General features: G+C 34.3%; 16 protein-coding genes. 2 read left to right on the top strand and 14 right to left on the bottom strand.

Annotated elements, in window-relative coordinates; genetic code table 11:
* Nucleotides 1-64: 64 nt before the first annotated feature.
* A complete protein-coding gene (gltB, locus tag GQ47_RS13315; RefSeq protein WP_035649471.1) occupies nt 65-4,582 on the bottom strand; it encodes a glutamate synthase large subunit in 4,518 nt (1,505 codons plus the stop codon).
* A 416-nt stretch (nt 4,583-4,998) separates the two neighbouring features.
* Between gltB and sucC the strand changes: the two genes are divergently transcribed.
* On the top strand, nt 4,999-6,192 hold the full coding sequence (gene sucC / locus GQ47_RS13310) for an ADP-forming succinate--CoA ligase subunit beta (protein ID WP_012024229.1): 1,194 nt from the start codon (nt 4,999-5,001) through the stop codon (nt 6,190-6,192).
* Between the two features lie 209 nt (nt 6,193-6,401).
* On the opposite strand, the gene GQ47_RS13305 is transcribed toward sucC, so the two are convergent.
* From GQ47_RS13305 to GQ47_RS13290, 4 genes are all read right to left on the bottom strand, one after another.
* Nucleotides 6,402-6,866, bottom strand: a complete 465-nt coding sequence (locus tag GQ47_RS13305) for a DUF1456 family protein (protein ID WP_035649185.1) — start codon at nt 6,864-6,866, stop codon at nt 6,402-6,404.
* A 111-nt stretch (nt 6,867-6,977) separates the two neighbouring features.
* Nucleotides 6,978-8,006: an aminotransferase class I/II-fold pyridoxal phosphate-dependent enzyme gene (locus GQ47_RS13300; RefSeq protein ID WP_035649183.1), complete on the bottom strand. Its 1,029-nt coding sequence runs from the start codon at nt 8,004-8,006 to the stop codon at nt 6,978-6,980.
* 1 nt (nt 8,007) lies between these two features.
* The gene (locus tag GQ47_RS13295) at nt 8,008-9,018 is read right to left on the bottom strand and encodes a dipeptide epimerase (RefSeq protein ID WP_035649181.1); all 1,011 of its coding nucleotides are present in this window, start codon (nt 9,016-9,018) and stop codon (nt 8,008-8,010) included.
* A gap of 29 nt (nt 9,019-9,047) precedes the next feature.
* A complete protein-coding gene (locus tag GQ47_RS13290) occupies nt 9,048-9,851 on the bottom strand; it encodes an alpha/beta hydrolase (RefSeq protein ID WP_035649180.1) in 804 nt (267 codons plus the stop codon).
* Nucleotides 9,852-9,904: 53 nt separating this feature from the next.
* On the opposite strand from GQ47_RS13290, the gene GQ47_RS13285 reads away from it, so the two are divergent.
* Complete coding sequence (locus GQ47_RS13285) at nt 9,905-10,306, top strand: TerB family tellurite resistance protein (protein ID WP_035649178.1); 402 nt, start codon at nt 9,905-9,907, stop codon at nt 10,304-10,306.
* Between the two features lie 50 nt (nt 10,307-10,356).
* Here GQ47_RS13285 and GQ47_RS13280 read toward each other — a convergent pair whose 3' ends face one another.
* From GQ47_RS13280 to GQ47_RS13235, 9 genes are all read right to left on the bottom strand, one after another.
* Nucleotides 10,357-12,531 (bottom strand): prolyl oligopeptidase family serine peptidase, encoded by a 2,175-nt coding sequence (locus GQ47_RS13280; protein WP_051951523.1) that lies wholly within the window; start codon nt 12,529-12,531, stop codon nt 10,357-10,359.
* 102 nt (nt 12,532-12,633) lie between these two features.
* Nucleotides 12,634-14,625, bottom strand: coding sequence for an excinuclease ABC subunit UvrB (gene uvrB / locus GQ47_RS13275; RefSeq protein ID WP_035649176.1), 1,992 nt, complete (start codon nt 14,623-14,625; stop codon nt 12,634-12,636).
* 17 nt (nt 14,626-14,642) lie between these two features.
* Nucleotides 14,643-15,617, bottom strand: coding sequence for an alpha/beta fold hydrolase (locus GQ47_RS13270; protein ID WP_035649175.1), 975 nt, complete (start codon nt 15,615-15,617; stop codon nt 14,643-14,645).
* Between the two features lie 77 nt (nt 15,618-15,694).
* Nucleotides 15,695-15,931 (bottom strand): hypothetical protein, encoded by a 237-nt coding sequence (locus GQ47_RS13265; protein WP_035649174.1) that lies wholly within the window; start codon nt 15,929-15,931, stop codon nt 15,695-15,697.
* An 80-nt stretch (nt 15,932-16,011) separates the two neighbouring features.
* On the bottom strand, nt 16,012-16,956 hold the full coding sequence (rlmF, locus tag GQ47_RS13260) for a 23S rRNA (adenine(1618)-N(6))-methyltransferase RlmF (RefSeq protein ID WP_035649173.1): 945 nt from the start codon (nt 16,954-16,956) through the stop codon (nt 16,012-16,014).
* A gap of 444 nt (nt 16,957-17,400) precedes the next feature.
* Nucleotides 17,401-18,063, bottom strand: a complete 663-nt coding sequence (locus GQ47_RS13250; protein WP_035649171.1) for a thiamine diphosphokinase — start codon at nt 18,061-18,063, stop codon at nt 17,401-17,403.
* A 126-nt stretch (nt 18,064-18,189) separates the two neighbouring features.
* A complete protein-coding gene (locus GQ47_RS13245) occupies nt 18,190-18,636 on the bottom strand; it encodes a DinB family protein (RefSeq protein ID WP_035649170.1) in 447 nt (148 codons plus the stop codon).
* A gap of 29 nt (nt 18,637-18,665) precedes the next feature.
* Nucleotides 18,666-19,148, bottom strand: a complete 483-nt coding sequence (locus GQ47_RS13240; protein ID WP_035649169.1) for a GyrI-like domain-containing protein — start codon at nt 19,146-19,148, stop codon at nt 18,666-18,668.
* Nucleotides 19,149-19,979 (bottom strand): DUF4249 family protein, encoded by an 831-nt coding sequence (locus GQ47_RS13235; protein WP_035649168.1) that lies wholly within the window; start codon nt 19,977-19,979, stop codon nt 19,149-19,151.
* Between the last annotated feature and the right edge of the window lies 1 nt (nt 19,980).

The following is a 19,980-nucleotide window of genomic DNA, read 5'->3' as shown; positions in this document are numbered from 1 at the left end:
ACTTCGCTCAGGACGACATTGCCATTGATATTGACATTGGAATTTTATTTTTTGAAATTGATTTTTATCCAGCTATTAATTCTTCTATTTTTTTCTCTTCTGCAATTCTTTGTAATGCTTTTTTGTAATCAGTTGGCATTACTTTTACGAAGTGCTGTTGTTGGTTTTCCCAGTCTGCTAAAATTCTTTTTGCTAATGGACTGCTGGTGTACAACGAATGATTTTTAATCAGTTTTCTTAGTTTCGTAAGATCTTCTTCTTCCATTGGATCGAATGCAACCATTTCCATGTTACAAACTGTTGAGTCGAATTTCTTATTTGGATCGTAAACATAAGCTACACCACCGCTCATACCAGCTGCGAAGTTTCTTCCTGTTTTTCCTAAAACTACTACTGTACCACCGGTCATGTATTCGCAACCGTGATCTCCAATTCCTTCAACAACTGCTGTTGCTCCAGAATTTCTCACACAGAAACGCTCTCCGGCCATTCCATTAATATAAGCCTCTCCGGTAATAGCTCCGTAAAGGGCAACGTTCCCGATAATGATATTGTCTTCAGGTTTGAAAGTTGCAGTAGGAGGTACTTTTACAATTAATTTTCCTCCAGACAGCCCTTTTCCTAAATAATCATTACAGTTTCCGTGAATTTTAAATGACAATCCGTTTGTTGCAAAAGCACCAAAACTTTGTCCGGCAGAACCTTCAAAATCAACTAAAATAGTGTCATCAGGTAATCCTTGTGCGCCGTAGATTTTTGAGATTTCGTTACTCAAAATCGCACCTACAGAACGGTCTGTATTTTTAATTTTAAAGGTTACTCTTGTTTTCTCTTTTCTATAGATCGACGGAATCGCTTCTTTGATGATGTCAAAATCCAATACATTTTCAAGTTGGTGATCTTGAGTCGTTGTATTATGATTTGGCTCTGTTTTCGCTTTTTCCGGTTTGTATAGAATTGATGACAAGTCTAAACCATTTGCTTTATAATGTTTGATGGCTTTGTTCACATTTAATTTTTGTGACTGACCAACCATTTCTTTTAAAGTTCTGAAACCTAACTGCGCCATGATTTCTCTTAACTCTTCAGCAATGAAATACATGAAGTTGATTACGTGCTCTGGAGTTCCTTTGAAATTTTTTCTCAATTCAGGATCCTGAGTTGCAATACCAACTGGACAAGTATTTAAGTGACAAGCTCTCATCATGATACATCCAGAAGCTACAAGCGGAGCCGTTGCAAAACCGAATTCTTCAGCTCCTAATAAAGCTGCTATTGCCACGTCACGACCTGTTTTCAACTGTCCGTCACACTCTAAAACTACACGGCTTCTTAAATCGTTTAAGATTAAAGTTTGTTGTGCTTCCGCTAAACCAAGTTCCCATGGAATACCTGTATGCTGTAAAGATGTTAATGGTGCAGCTCCCGTTCCTCCGTCATAACCTGAAATTAAGATTACGTCAGCTTTTGCTTTGGCAACACCGGCAGCGATGGTTCCAACTCCAACTTCAGAAACTAATTTTACGTTTATACGAGCTTCACGGTTCGCGTTTTTCAAATCGTAAATCAACTGAGATAAATCCTCAATTGAGTAAATATCGTGGTGAGGAGGAGGCGAAATCAAACCTACATAAGGCGTAGAGTTTCTGGTTTCAGCAATCCAAGGCACTACTTTTTCTCCAGGTAACTGTCCACCTTCACCAGGTTTCGCACCTTGAGCCATTTTGATTTGAATCTCTTTAGCGTTTGTCAAATAGTTGATTGAAACACCAAAACGTCCCGAAGCAACTTGCTTGATTGCAGAGTTTCTAGAATCTCCGTTAATTTCTTTCTGGAAACGTTTTGGATCTTCTCCACCTTCTCCAGAGTTACTTTTTCCTCCAATTCTATTCATTGCAATCGCTAAATTCTCGTGTGCTTCTCTAGAAATAGATCCGTAAGACATTGCACCCGTTTTGAATTTCTTTACAATTTCTGTCCAAGGTTCTACTTCGTCAATAGAAATTGGATCTAAGTTGTTGAATTCAAATAAACCTCTAATAGTCATTAAGTTTGAGCTTTGCTCGTTAACGGCATTTGAGTATTCTTTATAACTTTCTGGGCTGTTTAAACGAACGGCCTGTTGTAATTTAGAAATAGTGGTTGGGTTAAACATGTGTTTTTCACCGCCACGTCTCCATCTGTAAATACCTCCAATTTCAAGAGAAAGCAAACTTGCCACTTTTGAATTTGGGAAAGCTTTTTGGAAACGTTTTTTCACTTCTTTCTCCACTTCCATTAAACCAATACCTTCAATTCTTGATGGCGTGTAAGGGAAGTATTTAGAAGTAAATGTTTTGTTTAAACCTAAAATCTCGAAAATCTGAGCAGCTCTGTACGAATGTAAAGTAGAGATACCAATTTTGTTCATGATTTTCACGATTCCTTTTGCGATTGCTTTGTTGTAGTTTACAACAGCGTAATCAGCTTTTACTTTTGTAATGAAACCTTTTTCAACCTGATCGTGAATGATTTCATTTACCATGTAAGGGTTGATTGCACTTGCACCGTATCCGAACAATAAAGCAAAATGATGAGGTTCTCTTGGTTCAGCAGATTCGATGATGATTCCGAATTTAGAACGAACCTGTAAAATGTTTAAAGAGTGGTGAATGTAAGAACAAGCCAATAACATTGGAATTGGAGCTAATTCTTCACTTACACCTCTATCAGATAAGATAATGATGTTGCATCCTTCTTCAACCGCTTTAAAAGTAGCCTGAACACATTTTTCAAGCGCACGCTCTAAACCGTTAACTCCTTTTTCTATTTTATATAAAGTAGAAATAGTAGCCGATTTGAAATCTGCGTGATCGATATTTCTGATTTTATCCAAATCCTCGTTAGAGATGACCGGATTTTGGATTTTTAATTTTTTACATTGTTTAGATTCAATTTCGAAAATATTGAAATCTCCACCAATCGCTAAACTGATATCAGTAATAATTTCTTCACGAATACCATCCAACGGTGGGTTTGTAACCTGAGCAAACAATTGTTTGAAGTAATTATACAACAACTGTGGTTGTTCTGATAAAACAGCCAAAGGTGTATCATTACCCATAGAACTGATTGCTTCAGCTCCGTCACTACCCATTGGGTTGATGATTGTTTTTAAATCTTCAATAGTATAACCAAACAAACGTTGTCTTGTCAAGAAATCTAATTTTTCAACAGGAGTTGGGTTGTTTGTGTAAGGAACACTAGCTAATGGCAATAAGTTTTCGTCAACCCATTGCTGGTAAGGACGTTTTGTAACTATCGCTTTTTTAACTTCTTCGTCTTCGATGATACGACCTTCGTTCATATCAACCAAGAACATTTTTCCTGGCTCTAAACGACCGTGCTGAATTACATCTTCTGGATCGATATCTAATACACCAATTTCAGATGACATAATTACGAATCCGCTTTTCGTTAATGTATAACGAGAAGGACGTAATCCGTTTCTGTCTAGTAAAGCTCCAATTACATTTCCATCTGTAAACGGAATAGAAGCTGGACCATCCCAAGGCTCCATGATACAAGCATTGAACTCGTAGAAAGCTCTTTTTTCGGCAGACATGGTTTGGTGTTTTTCCCAAGCTTCAGGAACAACCATCATCATTGCTTCTGGAAGCGAACGACCTGTCATTAATAAAAGTTCAATCACCATATCCATAGAAGCAGAATCTGATTTTCCTTCTAAGATAATTGGGAATAATTTTTTGATGTCATTGCCAAAAACTTTGCTCTGCATAAGCTCTTCACGAGCACGCATACGGCTTACGTTTCCACGAAGTGTATTAATCTCACCATTATGACACATGTATCTAAATGGTTGAGCTAAGTCCCAAGATGGGAATGTATTGGTAGAGAAACGTTGGTGTACAAGCGCTAAACGCGTCACCAAGTCTGGATCTTTCAAATCTATATAATAGCGGCTGATGTCTTCCGGCATCAATAGACCTTTATATATTATAGTAGTTGTCGATAAACTAGTAAAATAAAACATGTGGCTTTCTGAGGTTTTAGATCCTCTTACGGCATGTTCAGCAATTTTTCTAGCTGCAAAAAGTTTTGCATTAAATTCTTGTTCAGTTAAATCCTGTCCGTTTTTAGAAACGAAAACTTGTTTAATTGTTGGTTCTTTTTCTGCGGCGATTTCACCTAAATTTTCAACGTCAACTGGTACATCTCTCCAACCTAAAACTTTTAAATTTTGGTCTTTAATAGTAGCCTCAAATGCATTAATACAAAAAGAAACCTGGTTTTTGCTTTTTGGTAAAAAAACCATTCCTACTGCATACTCACGCGCTTCAGGGATTTCAAAGTCACACACTTTCTTAAAGAACGCATGTGGGATATCAAACAAAATTCCAGCCCCGTCTCCAGTTCTTCCATCAGAACTAACGGCACCACGATGTTCCAATTTTATTAAGATGTCCAATGCTTTGTGAATAATATCATTTGACTTAATACCATTCAAATTACAAATAAATCCTGCACCACAATTGTCGTGTTCAAATTCAGGCAAATAGAGCCCTTGTTCTTTAACTTTCATTCTTGATATTTTTTCTACAAAAATAAAGATTTCGTTAAACATAATGTATTGAAATTGTGCTTTTGCTTTCATTTTTGTCGTAATATTAGAAAAAGGGTTCTTAAATGATAATAATATTATTTAAAGCATTGCGAAATGATAAAATCATAATAACAATTAAATAATATTAGGAAAAATCGTCGTCAGGCCTAGAATTCAATAGGGTTTTTTGTTAAATCTCAAACGATATAGTGATTTTGTGTTAACTTTTTCGATGCAATTCGTTAACGATAAGTTTGCTTTCAAAAAGAATATCCAATTAATAACAAATTGGGTCATTTTTTAATTCGAAAAAGATTTTACTTTTAAGTTGAATTTTGCTACTTTTGTCGCACTTTTATTCTGAAATAAATTCAGAACCAGACAAATTCTATATTATGAACATACACGAATATCAAGGAAAAGAAATTTTAGCAAGTTACGGAGTACGCGTGCAACGCGGAATTGTGGCTAACAATGCGGTTGAAGCTGTAGCTGCTGCAAAACAATTAACTGCCGAAACTGGTACAGGATGGCACGTAATAAAAGCACAAATTCACGCAGGTGGTCGTGGAAAAGGTGGTGGAGTTAAGTTAGCAAAAAACTTACAGCAAGTTGAAGAGTTAGCAGAACAAATCATCGGAATGCAATTGATCACACCTCAGACTCCGCCTGAAGGTAAAAAAGTTAACAAAGTATTAGTTGCTGAAGATGTGTACTATCCTGGAGAAAGCGAAACTTCTGAGTTTTATGTTTCTGTTTTATTGAATAGAGGTACAGGACGCAACATGATCATGTATTCTACTGAAGGTGGAATGGATATTGAAGAAGTTGCTGAGCACACTCCACACTTAATCTTTACTGAAGAAATTGATCCAACTGTTGGATTACAAGGTTTCCAAGCTAGAAGAATTGCTTTCAATTTAGGTCTTTCTGGAAATGCTTTTAAAGAAATGGTGAAATTCATCGATGCACTTTACAATGCTTACATTGGTTCTGATGCTTCTATGTTTGAAATCAACCCAGTTCTTAAAACTTCTGATAACAAAATCTTAGCTGTTGATGCTAAAGTTAACATCGACGACAACGCTTTATACAGACAACCTAAATATGCTGAAATGAGAGATATCCGTGAGGAGAATCCAATCGAAGTTGAAGCTAAAGAAGTTGGTCTAAACTATGTTGACCTTGACGGTACTGTAGGATGTATGGTAAACGGAGCTGGTCTTGCAATGGCAACTATGGACTTAATTAAATACGCTGGTTTTGAGCCTGCTAACTTCCTTGACGTAGGAGGAACTGCTGACGCAAAACGTGTTGAAACAGCTTTCAGAATTATCTTGAAAGATCCAAACGTAAAAGCTATCTTAATTAACATCTTCGGAGGTATCGTTCGTTGTGACCGTGTTGCTCAAGGTGTTGTTGATGCTTACAAAAACATGGGAGACGCTATTAAAGTGCCAATTATCGTTCGTTTGCAAGGAACAAATGCTGAAATTGCAAAAGAATTAATTGACAACTCTGGTATGCCAATTTTATCAGCGGTTCAATTCCAAGAAGCTGCTGACCAAGTTAAAGCTGCTCTTTCTTAATTAAATAAGAAATTATATTATATAGAAAATCCCTTCGTATTCGGAGGGATTTTTTTTTTTGGAATTAATTTAACCGCAAAGAGCGCAAAGAATTTTTATTCATAAGACTTTATGTAAACGCAAAGTTCGCAAAGCTTTATAAATAAAAACTTTGCGAACCTTGCGTACCCCGATAGCTATCGGGGTTGCGCTCTTTGCGGTTAAATAAATTATTTCTTATTCTTCCCGTTTTTGAAAACCACTTTTTCTACAATAACTGGTTTTCCATTTCCTTTTGGGAATGCTTTCTTTTTAGGTTTTCCAGCTGCTGAACCTGACTTTGATGAACTTTGATCACCTCTATATTTTTCTGAATCTTTTGGAGCAGCTTTAAATTCTGGTCTTTCTTTTGAAGTTTCTTTCTTAGGAATCTCCGCTTTATGTTTTGCTAAAACATCATTTGGGTTTTTCGGATTCTCTTTTGTTCCTCTTAAATGAATTACTAATCCGTTTAAGAAGTTGCGTAAAACCTGATCGCCGCATTCCATATAATTTGGATGATCTTCAGCTCTGAAAAAAGCACCCAATTCTGATTTAGAAATTCTAAAATCTACCAATTCTAAAATTTCAACTATTTGGTCATCACGGAGCATCAAAGCCACGCGAAGTTTTTTAAGTATATCGTTATTTGTCATCGTTTATTTTTTACAAAGGTACGTTTTAAAAGCAAAGATTTGGAGTATTTTTTTTCGCCACGAATTCACGAATTTTGGCTTATCTAAATAAAGTAATAATTGAGTTGGTTTTTATGAATTACACGAATTTAAAATACTTATCAATTTATCGAAATCTTCTTTTAGATGATTCGCGGTAACAACAATTCTATTTAGTGGTTCAGCTTCTTTGGTGTATTTAAAACTGGCAATAATTATTTTTTCTGCTTTTAGTTTTTCTACTAATTCCTTTGATAAAAGGTAAATTAAAGGATAGTTTTTGTCAAATAAAATATTGCTGTTTTTTATTAATATTGAATCAATGTAACTCAAATTGTCCTTAAGTTTTTGATGCTGTATTTTATAAATTTCAGAAGCATCAGAAAGCGTTTGTACAAAAGCTGGATTCATTCCTGCAGCACTTGTAAATGTTTCAAGTTCTTTTATTTCTTTTATAAATTGAGAATCTGAAGCAATAACACCACCTGTTAATCCGAAAGCTTTTCCAAGAGACGAAACCAAAATTTTTCTTTTAATTGGAAATTGAATTGAAGAATAAATTCCAGAACCATTTTCGCCTATAATTCCTAAAGAATGCGATTCGTCAATAACTAATGTGATTTCCTTTTGTTTTGAAATTTCTTTTAAAAAAGACAAATTAATAGGTTTGGTTTTAAATGAAGGAACGCCATCAGTTAAAATCGTTATTTTTTCGGATTTCGAATCTAATAAGCGATCGTTTATTTTTTCATTAATAAAGACAGAAAGACTGTTTTCTGTTTTGATTGCCGAATGTGTTTCATTTAAATGATAAAATACAACAGTTTCCTTTTTTAGCTTTTCAATAACCAATTTCCCAGCAAGCATTCCTGAAGAAACTGTAACTGAAGCTTCTGAACCGATATGTCGAGCCAAAAACTTTTCGCCGGCAATATAAGCGCTTAATTGAATATTGGCAGTTCTTGAGCTTCCATAAGTTGTTCCCCATTTTAGGATATTTTGAACAACCAAATTCTGAAATTCTTTGTTTGTTGGAAGTCCTAAATAAGCAGTTCCACCAAAATACAAATATTGTTTTTGGTCAATTTCAATAATACGATCTGGAAATTTTTCGACTATCATTTTATAGAAGTGTAACTCCGGTTCCGTTTAAATCAGAATAACTTACAATGCCATTTTTAATAGTTACTCCAGTTGCAATATCTTCAGACAGAAGAAGTGCGCCATCCATGTCAACATAATCCAATTGTGGAAGTAAGTGTGCAATTGCCGAAATTCCAACAGTAGATTCAGTCATACAGCCAACCATTGTTCGTAGACCGAGTTTTTTAGCTTCTTCGATCATTCGTTTTCCGGGAGTTAAACCTCCGCATTTTACCAATTTTACATTCACGCCGTGAAAATGATTGAAACATTTTTGTACATCTTCTTCTATAATACAGCTTTCATCAGCAATTACAGGAAGTACAGAATGTTTGAAAACTTCTTTATGCCCTTCCCAATTATCAGCTTTCATAGGTTGCTCCAGAAATTCTACGCCAAGTTTTTTTAATTCAATAGCGTTATTAATTGTTTCTTCAACGCCCCAACCACAATTTGCATCAATTCTGAAAACGGCATTTGTATGTTTACGAAGTTCTTTTACAATTGCGATATCTTCTTTAGTTCCTAATTTAATTTTATAAATAGGCCACGGAAGTTCCTGCATTTTTGAAACCATTTTTTCTATAGAAGCAATTCCGATTGTATAATCCGTCATTGGATTTTTCTCTGTGGTATAATTCCACAATTCGTAAAGTTTTTTGCCTTTTATTCGTGCATATAAATCGTTATAAGCCAAATCCAGTGCGCATAAAGCAAACATATCGTCTTTTAAATACGGATGAATTTTTGCCCAAAAAACTTCAGGAGTTTCGATTTCTGAGGTTTCGATGATTGTTCTGATTTCTTCCAAATCCTGCATCATCATTGGAACTGTAGTTTTGTAATACGGATTTGATGTGGCTTCACCAAAGCCTGAAAAACCATTGCTTTGTAATTCGACAATCAAAGAAGGTTGAAAATCAATTGATTCTCTTGAAATCGTGAAAGTATGTTTTAGTTTTAAGTTATACTCTCTTAAAATTAGTTTCATAATTTATGCTGTTTTTTTATTTTTTTTGCTCAATAACCAAGCCATAAAACGGCTTTTACAAAACCGTCTCGCCATAATTTTTCATTATGTTCTCCGCCTTTGACAATTTTCGTTTTGCTGAGATGAAGACAATAACAACGATTTTTGTCTAATAAACGTTCCATTTTTTCCAGATCTTTTACCATTTCGTCGCTTTCTTTATCTCCACATAAAAAATAGAATCGGGTTTTGATTTTTGGAGACTTTTCTGTAAAAGTATAAATGTCATTTGAAAACCAAAAGGAAGGCGAAAAAACGCCCGCATTTCCAAAAACTTGTGGATATTTTACGGCTGCATAATACGAAACCAATCCGCCAAGCGAACTTCCCATAATCGTGGTGTTTTTGGCTTTCGTTTTGGTTCTGTAGTTTTTATCAATGTATGGTTTTAGTGTATTTACGATAAAATCGACATAATCATCTGCTTTTCCGCCACCGTATTTTTCATTTTTGAATGGCGTTAATTCATCGATTCGTTTTTCGTTTCCATGTTCAATCCCTACTACAATTACCGGAGCTTTCAAGCTGTCCAGTTTTTCATCGACATTCCATTCACCTACAAAAGAAGTTTTGGCATCAAATAAATTTTGTGAATCGTGCATATAAATTACGCTGTATCTTTTTTTAGGCGAAGCCGAATAACCTTCGGGAAGATAAAGCCAGATTTTTTTGGTGGTTTTAAGTTGAGGTGATTCAATAGTAAAAGTGGAAACATTTTTTGAAGCCGTGCTTTCCTGTGCATTTCCAATATTCACGAGCAACGATAAAATAAAAAAGAAGAATCCTCGAATCATTGGTTATTGTGTTTTAGATTTAATGTAATAATTTAGCTAAAAATAATAATTTGATGAACACCGAAGAAGAAAAAAGAAGTTTACTTTTAGAAATGATTGCGTTTGCTACCATTGATGGACATTTGCATAAACGTGAGGTAGATTTTCTATGGATTGTTGCCGAGGAATTGAATATCAGCAAAGAAGAATTTAGAGATTTATTTCATCAGGAACATAGGGTAAAAGTAACCAGATCTGAATTTCAACGCATTCAGCAATTTTACAGATTGGCTTTGATTATGCATTGTGATGGCATATTGCATGAAAAAGAATCGAAAGCGATACATCAGATTGCACTTGAAATGGGATTAAATCCAAGCGCTGTAAAACGTGTTTTAGAATTGATGAAAAATGCACCAAATGCTATTATTGATCCAAATAAATTATTGAGAGTTTTTCAGGAACAGCATAATTAAAAAAAAAACAAGGACTGTGATATTACAGTCCTTGTTTTTTTATGTGGAAATTATTTTTTTGAGATTTGAAATTTTGGATGACCAGTATTAGCATAAGCAAAACTAATTATGTCTCCTGAAATCTCCATGTTTTTTGATTTGCTGTTCCCTATCCCGTGTCCGGCTTCAAAGTCAGTAAAAAAAAGTATTTGTTTATCAGACGAATTTGCATTTTGAAGCAATGCGGCAAATTTTGCAGGCTCCCATGCAGTTACACGAGGGTCATTTATCCCCGCATTGATTAATGTTGCCGGATATGCAGTTCCTTTCACAATATGATGAAAAGCATCCATCTCTAATAAAGCTTTAAAATCATTTGGGTCTTTTACTGTGCCAAACTCTGGAATATTGACAGGACCATTGGCTTGAATTTCTGCTCGGATAGTATTTAATGAACCCGCTTGAATTATTGATGCAGCAAATAAGTCAGGGCGCTCTGTAATCGCTCTTCCAATTAGTATTCCGCCTGCGCTATCGCCTCGAATCGCGATTTTTTTGGATGTAGTGTATTTTTTACTAATCAAATATTCTGCTGTAGAGATCAGATCCTTCCATGTATTAGGTTTGGTTTCTTTAAAACCTCCCTTATGCCATTTGTCACCCAGTTCTCCACCGCCTCTAACATGAGCAACAACATAAACACCACCATAAAGGCAATAAGGTAAAAGACGACTAGGACTAAAATAGGGTTGCATTGAGGTTCCGTAAGACCCATATCCTCCTATAAGTACAGGATTATCACTATTTAATTTGATGTTTTTGTTGTAAATAAGCGAAACAGGAACCATAACCCCATCATGTGAAGGTATCATGATTTCTTTAGAGATAATGTCTTTGAATTCTGGATATTCGACAGGTTTTGTTAAAGGCTGAAAAGTAAATGTATTGGTTTTAGGATTATAAAAATATCTTTTTGGCTCAGAAATCCAACCCTCAATTGTTATCCAAATGTCACTTTTGTCTGTACTTATTGTTGAAAAGGATGCTGAACCTGCCTGAAAAGGTAATTTTAGTTCAATTGCTTTAGTTTTATTTTTTGCTAAAAAATAAACTTTGGCCTCGACACCATTCTCAACAATTGAATAATATAAGCCGTCTTTTGTAATGTTATAAGTAGTTATCTTTCCATTTTTTGGTTCTTCAACTACAGTTATGGCATTTTCTATTTCAGGATGCGAAAGAGGAACTTTAATGATTTTGAAATTAGATGCATTTTTGAAAGTTGAATAATAGATAAATTCATTATCAGTTAGAAAGTTAACAATTTCATCTTTTTGACTGACAAGACTTTTCCAGGTTTTAGGAGAAAAATTATTATTGAAATCACAGGTGTATAATTTAATTCTATTGTCTACAGTTCTTATAAGAGCGTAATTCTTGTTCGAGCTTTTTCTATAAATATTATAAGGATATTCTTCAGGAAGGATATTAAGTTCAGGATTGGTGACATTCGAAAGAAATTCAACGTCTTCTTTTTCAGTTTGACCTAATTTATGATAATAGACTTTAGTATTTAACGATCTATTTTCATCTTTGACATCAGAAGAATTAAGTCTTGTAAATGTAAAAGAATTTCCGTCTGGCATCCAGGAAACATAACTGTCCCAACATTTATCTAATGTTTCAGGATATGTTTTACCAGTAATATCCATTATAAACAGTTCACCAATTTCGGAACCGTTTTGAGAAACTTCAATGGCAACTTTGTCTCCTTCAATATTTGGAGTAATTGCGGTTATATTATAAGTTGTGCCATTAGTTTTTTTGTAGCTTACTGGGTCAAAAAGTAATATTTCAGTACCATCGAATCCTTGCTTGTAATATAGCTTAGGATTTTCGTCATTTACGTTTCTTTTTAGATAGAAATAGTTGTTATTTTCTGTTATTTCTAATTCAGAAATCGTACTACCTTTTCTTGAACTTAATTCCTTTAATTTTTTTATTAAATTTTCACGTTCTGGAATCTCGTTTAATTTTTCACGAGCATAAGCCGCATTGCTTTTCATCCAATCTATTACTTTTGGATCGTTAAGATTTTCTAGATAACGATAAGGATCGGATATTGTTTTTCCAAAATAATTATCGGTGACTATGATTTCCGGAGCTGGTTGTGGTTTATTTTGTGCGGAAAGTGAAATTATGGAACCTAAAAATGAAGTAGTAAGTAGAATGAATCGGTTATTCATGTTGTTTGTTTGGTTTATAACTTAGGATTAAATAAAATATCGCGTGTTTTTGTAAGTGTAAATTTATAAAAACATTTTACTTAAGCAATAGTTATAAAATTTTTACGGCAATTGTTCCTGAAGTTTTTTGATATCGTCACGAAGTTTGGCGGCTTGCATAAAGTCTAGTTCTTTTGCGGCTTTTTCCATTGATTTTCGTTTTTCGCGAATTAGTTTTTCTAAATCAGTTTTTGACATATAAGCCGTTTCAGGTTCGGCAGCAACTGGTAAAGTATGGCCTAACTCGTATTCTACTAAAGGATTTTTAGTAAAGGCGCTGTCGATTTTTTTGTTTAGAGCCTGAGGCGTAATACCATTTTCAGTATTAAAATTGATCTGTTTTGTTCTTCTGTAATTAGTTTCATCAATTGTTCTTTGCATGCTGGCTGTAATTTTATCAGCATACATGATGGCTTTTCCATTTAAATTTCTTGCAGCACGACCAATGGTTTGAGTCAAAGATCTGTGGTTTCTTAAAAAACCTTCTTTATCTGCATCAAGAATCGCAACCAATGAAACTTCTGGTAAATCAAGTCCTTCACGAAGCAAGTTTACTCCAATTAAAACATCAAAAATACCTTTTCTCAAATCTTGCATGATTTCGATGCGTTCTAAAGTATCAACTTCAGAATGTATGTAACGACAACGAATATTTACTTTTGTCAAATATTTGGCTAATTCTTCGGCCATTCTTTTAGTTAAAGTCGTCACCAAAACTCTTTCATCTAATTCGCAGCGAACCTGAATTTCTTCAATCAAATCATCAATTTGATTTAAACTTGGGCGCACTTCAATGACAGGATCTAATAATCCGGTTGGACGAATAATTTGCTCGACATAAATTCCGTCTGATTTTTGCAATTCGTAATCGGCAGGAGTTGCAGAAACATAAATTACCTGATTTTGCAAGGCTTCAAATTCTTCAAATTTTAAAGGACGATTGTCCATTGCGGCAGGCAATCTAAAACCGTATTCAACTAAGTTTTCTTTACGACTGCGATCACCTCCGTACATGGCATGAACCTGCGAAACGGTAACGTGACTTTCATCGACAACCATTAAAAAATCGCTCGGAAAATAATCTAATAAACAGAAAGGTCTTGTTCCTGCTTCACGTCCGTCAAGGTAACGGGAATAATTTTCAATTCCGGAACAATAACCCAATTCCCGAATCATTTCTAAATCGAAATTCGTTCTTTCTTCCAGTCGTTTGGCTTCTAAATGTTTGCCTATTTCTTTAAAATAATCAACCTGTTTCACTAGATCCTGCTGAATCTGCCAAATGGCGCCTTGTAAAACTTCCGGAGAAGTCACAAACATATTGGCTGGATATATCGTCAGTCTTTTGAATTTTTCGATTACCTGAGAAGTTTTAGCATCAAACGATTCTATTTCTTCGATTTCGTCTCCAAAAAAATGAATTCGATACGCATCATCAGCATAACTTGGATACACTTCAACCGTGTCGCCTTTGATTCTGAAAGTTCCCGGATTAAAATCGGCTTCAGTTCTGGCATACAAACTCTGAACTAAACTATGTAATAATTTTGTTCTCGAAATAACCTGATCTCGGGTAATTTCAATTACATTTTTCTGAAATTCCACAGGATTTCCAATACCATATAAACAGGAAACTGAAGCAACCACCAAGACATCACGACGCCCTGAAAGCAGGGAAGAAGTAGTGCTTAAACGCATTTTTTCTAATTCTTCATTGATAGATAAATCTTTCTCAATGAAAACACCCGTTACAGGCATGAAAGCTTCCGGCTGATAATAGTCGTAATAAGAAACGAAGTATTCAACAGCGTTATTTGGAAAAAACTGCTTGAATTCTGAATACAATTGCGCCGCCAAAGTTTTATTGTGTGCCAAAACCAAAGTAGGGCGTTGCACTTCCTGAATAACATTAGCAACCGTGAAGGTTTTTCCGGATCCTGTAACTCCTAATAAGGTTTGATATTTTTCGCCATCTTCAACACCTTGTGCTAGTTTTTGTATGGCTTGTGGCTGATCTCCTTTCGGACTATATTCTGAAGTTACTTGAAAATTCATTTTCTACTGATGAAAAATTAGTTTTGTAAAGATACAAAGTTTGAAGGCTTTTCGAGAAAATTAATCATAGCGTCGTTTACAAATTTTGACTGATCGATACTCAAAAAATGACCCGCATCATTTATCATTATTGTTTTGGCGTTTGGCAGATATTTTTTTGCCCGTTCCAAACTTTCATCTGAATTTATAACGTCTTTATCCCCAATTAAAACCAAAACGGGATTCTGAATTGACTTTAATTCATCATCGGAGAAAGGCGTCATTTTGAGCATACTGGAATTGGATTTAGCATATTTATTAGCCAAATAAAATTGTCTGTTATAAACAGGGCTGATTTTTTCCGGATGCGTAGAAAATGTTTTTAATGTTTTGCTGAATTTCTTTTCACTTGGAAAAAGCTTTAAAAGTAAAGCGGATGAAGTTTTTCTAGGTTTATCAATAAATTTAAAAGTCTGTGCCGGACTTAATAAAACAATTTTATCAATAGAATTCTTTTTTTGAACAGCCAATAATGTTGCAATCCAGCCTCCGCGTGAAGCACCAATAATATCAAATTTCTTTAATTTATAATGATTGAAAATTTCGTTGTAACAAATCACAATTTCTTCTGATGAAAGCGGTTTTGCAGTTAAAGTTGATTTATTGGGTTCCATTAAAAAATCAATGGCATAAACGCGATGATTTTTGGCTAAAGTTTTAATATTTGGATACCACATCGTAGAACTGGCGTCCATACCGTGAAGCAGAACAAGATCTTTTCCATTTTTTTGTCCGGAAATAATAACGTGGGCGGTTCCAAAAGTGGTTTTTACATTTTCTTCTGTATAAGGAACATCCCAAAGTTGAAGCGCTTTATCATAAGTCGCTGTATAATTTTGTTTGTCGCTTTTGGTTTTAAAAACGTAATCATCAAATTTAGTTTCTTTTGAAGATCCACAACCAGCGAGTATTAAAATAAGGAATAAACCAACGAACATTTTTGCAGTACTCATAAAATTCAATTTACTTTAAAGGTACAACAATCTAATCGCGAGGCTATTTCAGAATTTTATCTGAAACTATCATAATTTTAAGATTTATCATTTTTTGATGTCAGATAATAAATCTGTACAAATGTTAAAATGATATTCGGAATAATTACGGGCCAAAGCCATTGATTAAAATCGCTGTAGTCGTTTAAAAAAATACCATAAATGACAAAGCAGATACAGCCAAACATATTAATAAACCGAATTGTTCTGAGATTTTTCAGTAAAAAGCCTCCAACAATAAAAACAGATGCGAGATAACCAACATATTCTGCCATAGTCTTGATATTTAATTGTTTACACTAAATGTAGTGAAATGAAATTGTATTATCAAGGATTTGTTTTGAAAACCAGATTTCTAAAGTTTCCATGATTTCTGTTCCGCTTCACTTAAAAAACTCCAAGCAACAATACGACTATTTTTTTGGCCTTGAGCCATACCAATTGTTTTAACCGAAACTGCGTTTACTTTTTTCAGAATTTTGTAAATCGACGAAAGATTTTCTTTTTTAGAAACTAAAGTAGTAAACCATAAACATTGTGAAGCGTATTTTGCACTCTCGTAAATCATTTGTGTAACAAATCCGATTTCTCCTCCGTTGCACCATAATTCTGCGTTATGACCACCAAAATTCAGAACAGGATTTGTGTTTCTTTTTTCTTTTAAATTCGAAACTTTTCTTGAAGCGCTTTTATTTGCTTCTTCTGCCGAAGCATGAAAAGGCGGATTGCACATAGTGAAAGTGAATCGGTCTTCGGGAATGATTATGTTTTTGAAAATAAATCGGGATTCAGTTTGTTGCTGTAAACTGATTGCGTCAATTAATCTCGGATTGTTTTCAATAATTCTACTGCAGTTTTCAATTGCTTTTTTGTCGATATCCGTACCAACAAAACTCCAATCGTAAATGCTGTATCCTAATATTGGATAAATCAAATTTGCACCTGTTCCAATATCTAGGCCTAAAACAGAATTTCCTTTTGGAACAATTCCATTGTTTGTTTCGGCTAATAAATCGGCGATGTAATGAATATAATCAGCTCTTCCTGGAATTGGCGGACAAAGATAATTTTTTGGAATATCCCAGTTTTGAATATCGTAATACGTTTGCAATAAAGCTTTATTAAGTGTTTTAACTGCAAGTGGATTACTGAAATCGATGGTTTCGATTCCGTGTTTATTGATCGAAACAAAAGCTTTTAATTCGGGACAATTTGAAATCAGTTTTTCAAAATCATAGCGATTGCGATGAAGATTTCTTGGGTGTAAATTGTCTTTTTGAGAATTGTCGTTTGCTTTCATTTTTGTTGATTTCGACTGCAAAGATAGTTAATCCTTTTTTGTGGCGTTCTTCGAAGAAATTTCATTTTCGTTTATAATTCTGCGATAAAATGCTAAGTTTAATATTGAAGCCACAACGATTAAAGCAATAAAAAAAATGCATAACGTTGCTAAGCATACCCATATTTCACTCTCTTCAAAGATATGTTTAAAGAAATTGTATTTTATTAGATAATCGGGTAAGAAACAGGCTATTGCTGCTGATGTTATCCAATGTAAACCAACCAAAATATTTATAGTGAATTTAGATTTAAAGGAATCTAGATATTTATATAAAAAATTATCAGATAAAATTTTAGTTAAATAAGAGAGGCCAGCAACCACAAAAACGATGCAAAATATAAAGAATTTTATTCGGGGATCGTTGTTATATGTCATAAGTCAGTTTTGAGTTCAGAAAACAAATTAATCAAAACATTCCATCATTAAAAGATCACCTTCACGATGTGTAATAGTTACAATCCCATCTTGTTCAACAGAATTGCTGCTTCCGGTTCTGTAGCCCATTGTAAGCGTATCGTTTTGCAATTCGTATTTTAAATTCGTGGAATAAATGCCGTTTACAACACCAATTGGAATAAGGGAAATTGGAGTTTTTGCCGTGTACCATTTCTCGAATTTTGCAGGCAGTAAAAATATTTTTGAGTGATCGTCGAGAATTACAATTTTAAGTAAATCGCGGTAACGAACAATGTTAGTAAGATTTGTAATAGTATGATCGGCACGTCTTCCGGTTGCCCAGACAACGTTTACGGCCGGAATTTTTCTTTCGATTAAATAATCAAATGCTTTCTCTAAATCGGTTTTATTTTGATCTGGCGTATGAACAATTTCTATTGGATATTGTGATGTTTTATAGATTTCCGGATCAAAACCGCGATCAAAATCGCCCAAAAGCACATCTACTTTTATGCCCAATTCAATAACGCGCTCAATTGCAGAATCTAAAACAACAACCAAAGGCGACCATTCTAGCAATTGCCCTAATAATTCGGGATTGCAGGCAGCACCGTTAGCAATAATTAAAGCAGGTTCCTGATCGTCGCGAACTATATGATGTGATGACATATGGGGATTTTTGATTGTAATGCAAAGGTACGGTTAGAATTTTAGATTTCTGATTTTAGAATGTAGATTTAGATTTATGATTTTTTTGGAATCTTTGAAGTAAAAATCTAAATCTACATTCTAAAATCAGAAATCAAGTAGCCTTCTGTGGTAATTTATCTGTCCTAAATGATACGCCAAATGCGTTGAAAGATGAACCAAAAAGAATCCGGTTGTCATTTCTTTTTCGAAAACAATCTGCGGATAAATGGCTTCTAAATCATTTTCTGTTAAAGAATCTAAGGCATTATTTACAACAATTAATGTTTCGTCGATTTTTTGAATCAATTCTGTTTTTGGAATGTCTTTTAAAGAAAATTCCAACGGACGATTTCGAACATAACCTGTTTTTCCAATTTCTGCCCCAATGTAAGTGTTGATATTTCCAATAAGATGCAAACAAAGATTTCCAGCCGAGTTTGAAATGTTTTTGTCAATTTCCCAAATTCTGCTTTCGTTTTTATACGATTCGATTTCAACTTTTAGTCTTTTTAAATCTCGTTCAAACAACGATTTAAGGGTTTCAATTAGCATAGTATTTTGAATTTATAGGAAATAATTAATTAAGGTCTGTTTTTTATAGGAATCCAAATTTCTTCTTCAGAATCGGGATCGTCTTTTTTGTATTTTTCGTCCATTACGGCAAAATGAGGTCTGTCGTCAACAGTATATTCAGAATTAGGAAGCCATTCTGCAAAAATAGTATGATAGGTTTTGTGACCTTCGCTTGCCGGGCCTTTATGAATAAAAACGGCATAAATTCCTGTCGGAATTATTAATTTTTCCATTTCTGGCGGAATCGCAGAGTAATTTTTAACTTCAACTGCAGCCCATTTTTGGAAAGTTTTACTGGCGTCAAAATTGTCAAAATAGCCATTTGGGAAAACTTCGAGTGAATATAAATTCGAGTCAACTGTATTTTTGATTTCTTTGCGTCTTGGCATAAAACCATTCCACAATTGAAAAGTATGATTCTCAATAAACGACATTACAATATGTTTACCGACTAATTTTTTTTCGGTTAAAATTTTAATTTGGGCTTCCATTTAGTTGGTTTGTTTTATTGTGAATTTTTTTAAATCGGTTTCGCTCAGTGAAAAATAGCCAAGTGGATAATTTTCTTTATTGGTTGTGTTGATGATATTTCCTTTTACTGTTGCAGGAGGTGATTGAAAAGGTCCGCCAACGTTTGTACCTGCAATGCTTACTAAGATACTCATATAATTGTAATATTGCTTTGAGATTCCGAAGTGGGTAATTTCAATTTCGTCTCCAGATTTTAATTCGTCATCATCGGAAAGACTGAAAAATTCATTCCCTTGAAAAAACTTATCTTCATCAACATAATAGTTCGATTTAATTTTACTTGAATACACGTATTTATACAAATAGAAATTATCGGCATCAGCAGGATCATTGTAGTATGCTTTGATTTCGATGTCTTTTCCAGTAAAACCGCCTTCGTTATTTTGTTCGATATGTGTTATCGGTGCAACAGATTGCATCTTTTCAGTTGCCGTATAAGTTTGTCCGTTTGAAATTACCGTCAAAGTATATTCCTGATTTAAAACAGGTTTGAAATTAGTACAGATGTAACGGCCGGTTTTCGGAACTTCATTAAAATTAAATTGCTCATTAGCACTGTTTTTTATGTAAATTTTCGCGCCAGAAACTGTCGGAATTACATTTTCAAAATAGCCAGTTGTGGTGGTTAATTTTATGGTTTGCTGTCGGCCAGTAGTTCCTTTTTGCCAGTTTATTGCTGCTTCAATAACTAATTTTAGAGGAGCGGTATCTAAATCGACATCAACAACTTCTTCACAACTTGTGGCAAAGATGGAAACAAAAATTATGAGATATAAAACTACTTTTTTCATG

The organism is Flavobacterium sp. ASV13 (assembly GCF_000745775.1).
In the GTDB taxonomy this organism is placed as follows: domain Bacteria; phylum Bacteroidota; class Bacteroidia; order Flavobacteriales; family Flavobacteriaceae; genus Flavobacterium.
The sequence above is the reverse complement of the archived record's forward strand: the minus strand, read 5'-3'. Positions and strand labels throughout refer to the sequence as shown.

What these genes read in the sequence shown, in the direction of transcription:
- uvrB (WP_035649176.1), bottom strand. Translation starts at nt 14,625, where the DNA reads ATGAATTTTCAAGTAACTTCAGAATATAGTCCGAAAGGAGATCAGCCA.
- GQ47_RS13285 (WP_035649178.1), top strand. Translation starts at nt 9,905, where the DNA reads ATGAACACCGAAGAAGAAAAAAGAAGTTTACTTTTAGAAATGATTGCG.
- GQ47_RS13300 (WP_035649183.1), bottom strand. Translation starts at nt 8,006, where the DNA reads ATGATAGTCGAAAAATTTCCAGATCGTATTATTGAAATTGACCAAAAA.
- sucC (WP_012024229.1), top strand. Translation starts at nt 4,999, where the DNA reads ATGAACATACACGAATATCAAGGAAAAGAAATTTTAGCAAGTTACGGA.
- GQ47_RS13250 (WP_035649171.1), bottom strand. Translation starts at nt 18,063, where the DNA reads ATGTCATCACATCATATAGTTCGCGACGATCAGGAACCTGCTTTAATT.
- GQ47_RS13265 (WP_035649174.1), bottom strand. Translation starts at nt 15,931, where the DNA reads ATGGCAGAATATGTTGGTTATCTCGCATCTGTTTTTATTGTTGGAGGC.
- GQ47_RS13240 (WP_035649169.1), bottom strand. Translation starts at nt 19,148, where the DNA reads ATGGAAGCCCAAATTAAAATTTTAACCGAAAAAAAATTAGTCGGTAAA.
- gltB (WP_035649471.1), bottom strand. Translation starts at nt 4,582, where the DNA reads ATGAAAGTTAAAGAACAAGGGCTCTATTTGCCTGAATTTGAACACGAC.
- GQ47_RS13270 (WP_035649175.1), bottom strand. Translation starts at nt 15,617, where the DNA reads ATGAGTACTGCAAAAATGTTCGTTGGTTTATTCCTTATTTTAATACTC.
- GQ47_RS13245 (WP_035649170.1), bottom strand. Translation starts at nt 18,636, where the DNA reads ATGCTAATTGAAACCCTTAAATCGTTGTTTGAACGAGATTTAAAAAGA.
- GQ47_RS13295 (WP_035649181.1), bottom strand. Translation starts at nt 9,018, where the DNA reads ATGAAACTAATTTTAAGAGAGTATAACTTAAAACTAAAACATACTTTC.
- GQ47_RS13290 (WP_035649180.1), bottom strand. Translation starts at nt 9,851, where the DNA reads ATGATTCGAGGATTCTTCTTTTTTATTTTATCGTTGCTCGTGAATATT.
- GQ47_RS13235 (WP_035649168.1), bottom strand. Translation starts at nt 19,979, where the DNA reads ATGAAAAAAGTAGTTTTATATCTCATAATTTTTGTTTCCATCTTTGCC.
- rlmF (WP_035649173.1), bottom strand. Translation starts at nt 16,956, where the DNA reads ATGAAAGCAAACGACAATTCTCAAAAAGACAATTTACACCCAAGAAAT.
- GQ47_RS13280 (WP_051951523.1), bottom strand. Translation starts at nt 12,531, where the DNA reads ATGAATAACCGATTCATTCTACTTACTACTTCATTTTTAGGTTCCATA.
- GQ47_RS13305 (WP_035649185.1), bottom strand. Translation starts at nt 6,866, where the DNA reads ATGACAAATAACGATATACTTAAAAAACTTCGCGTGGCTTTGATGCTC.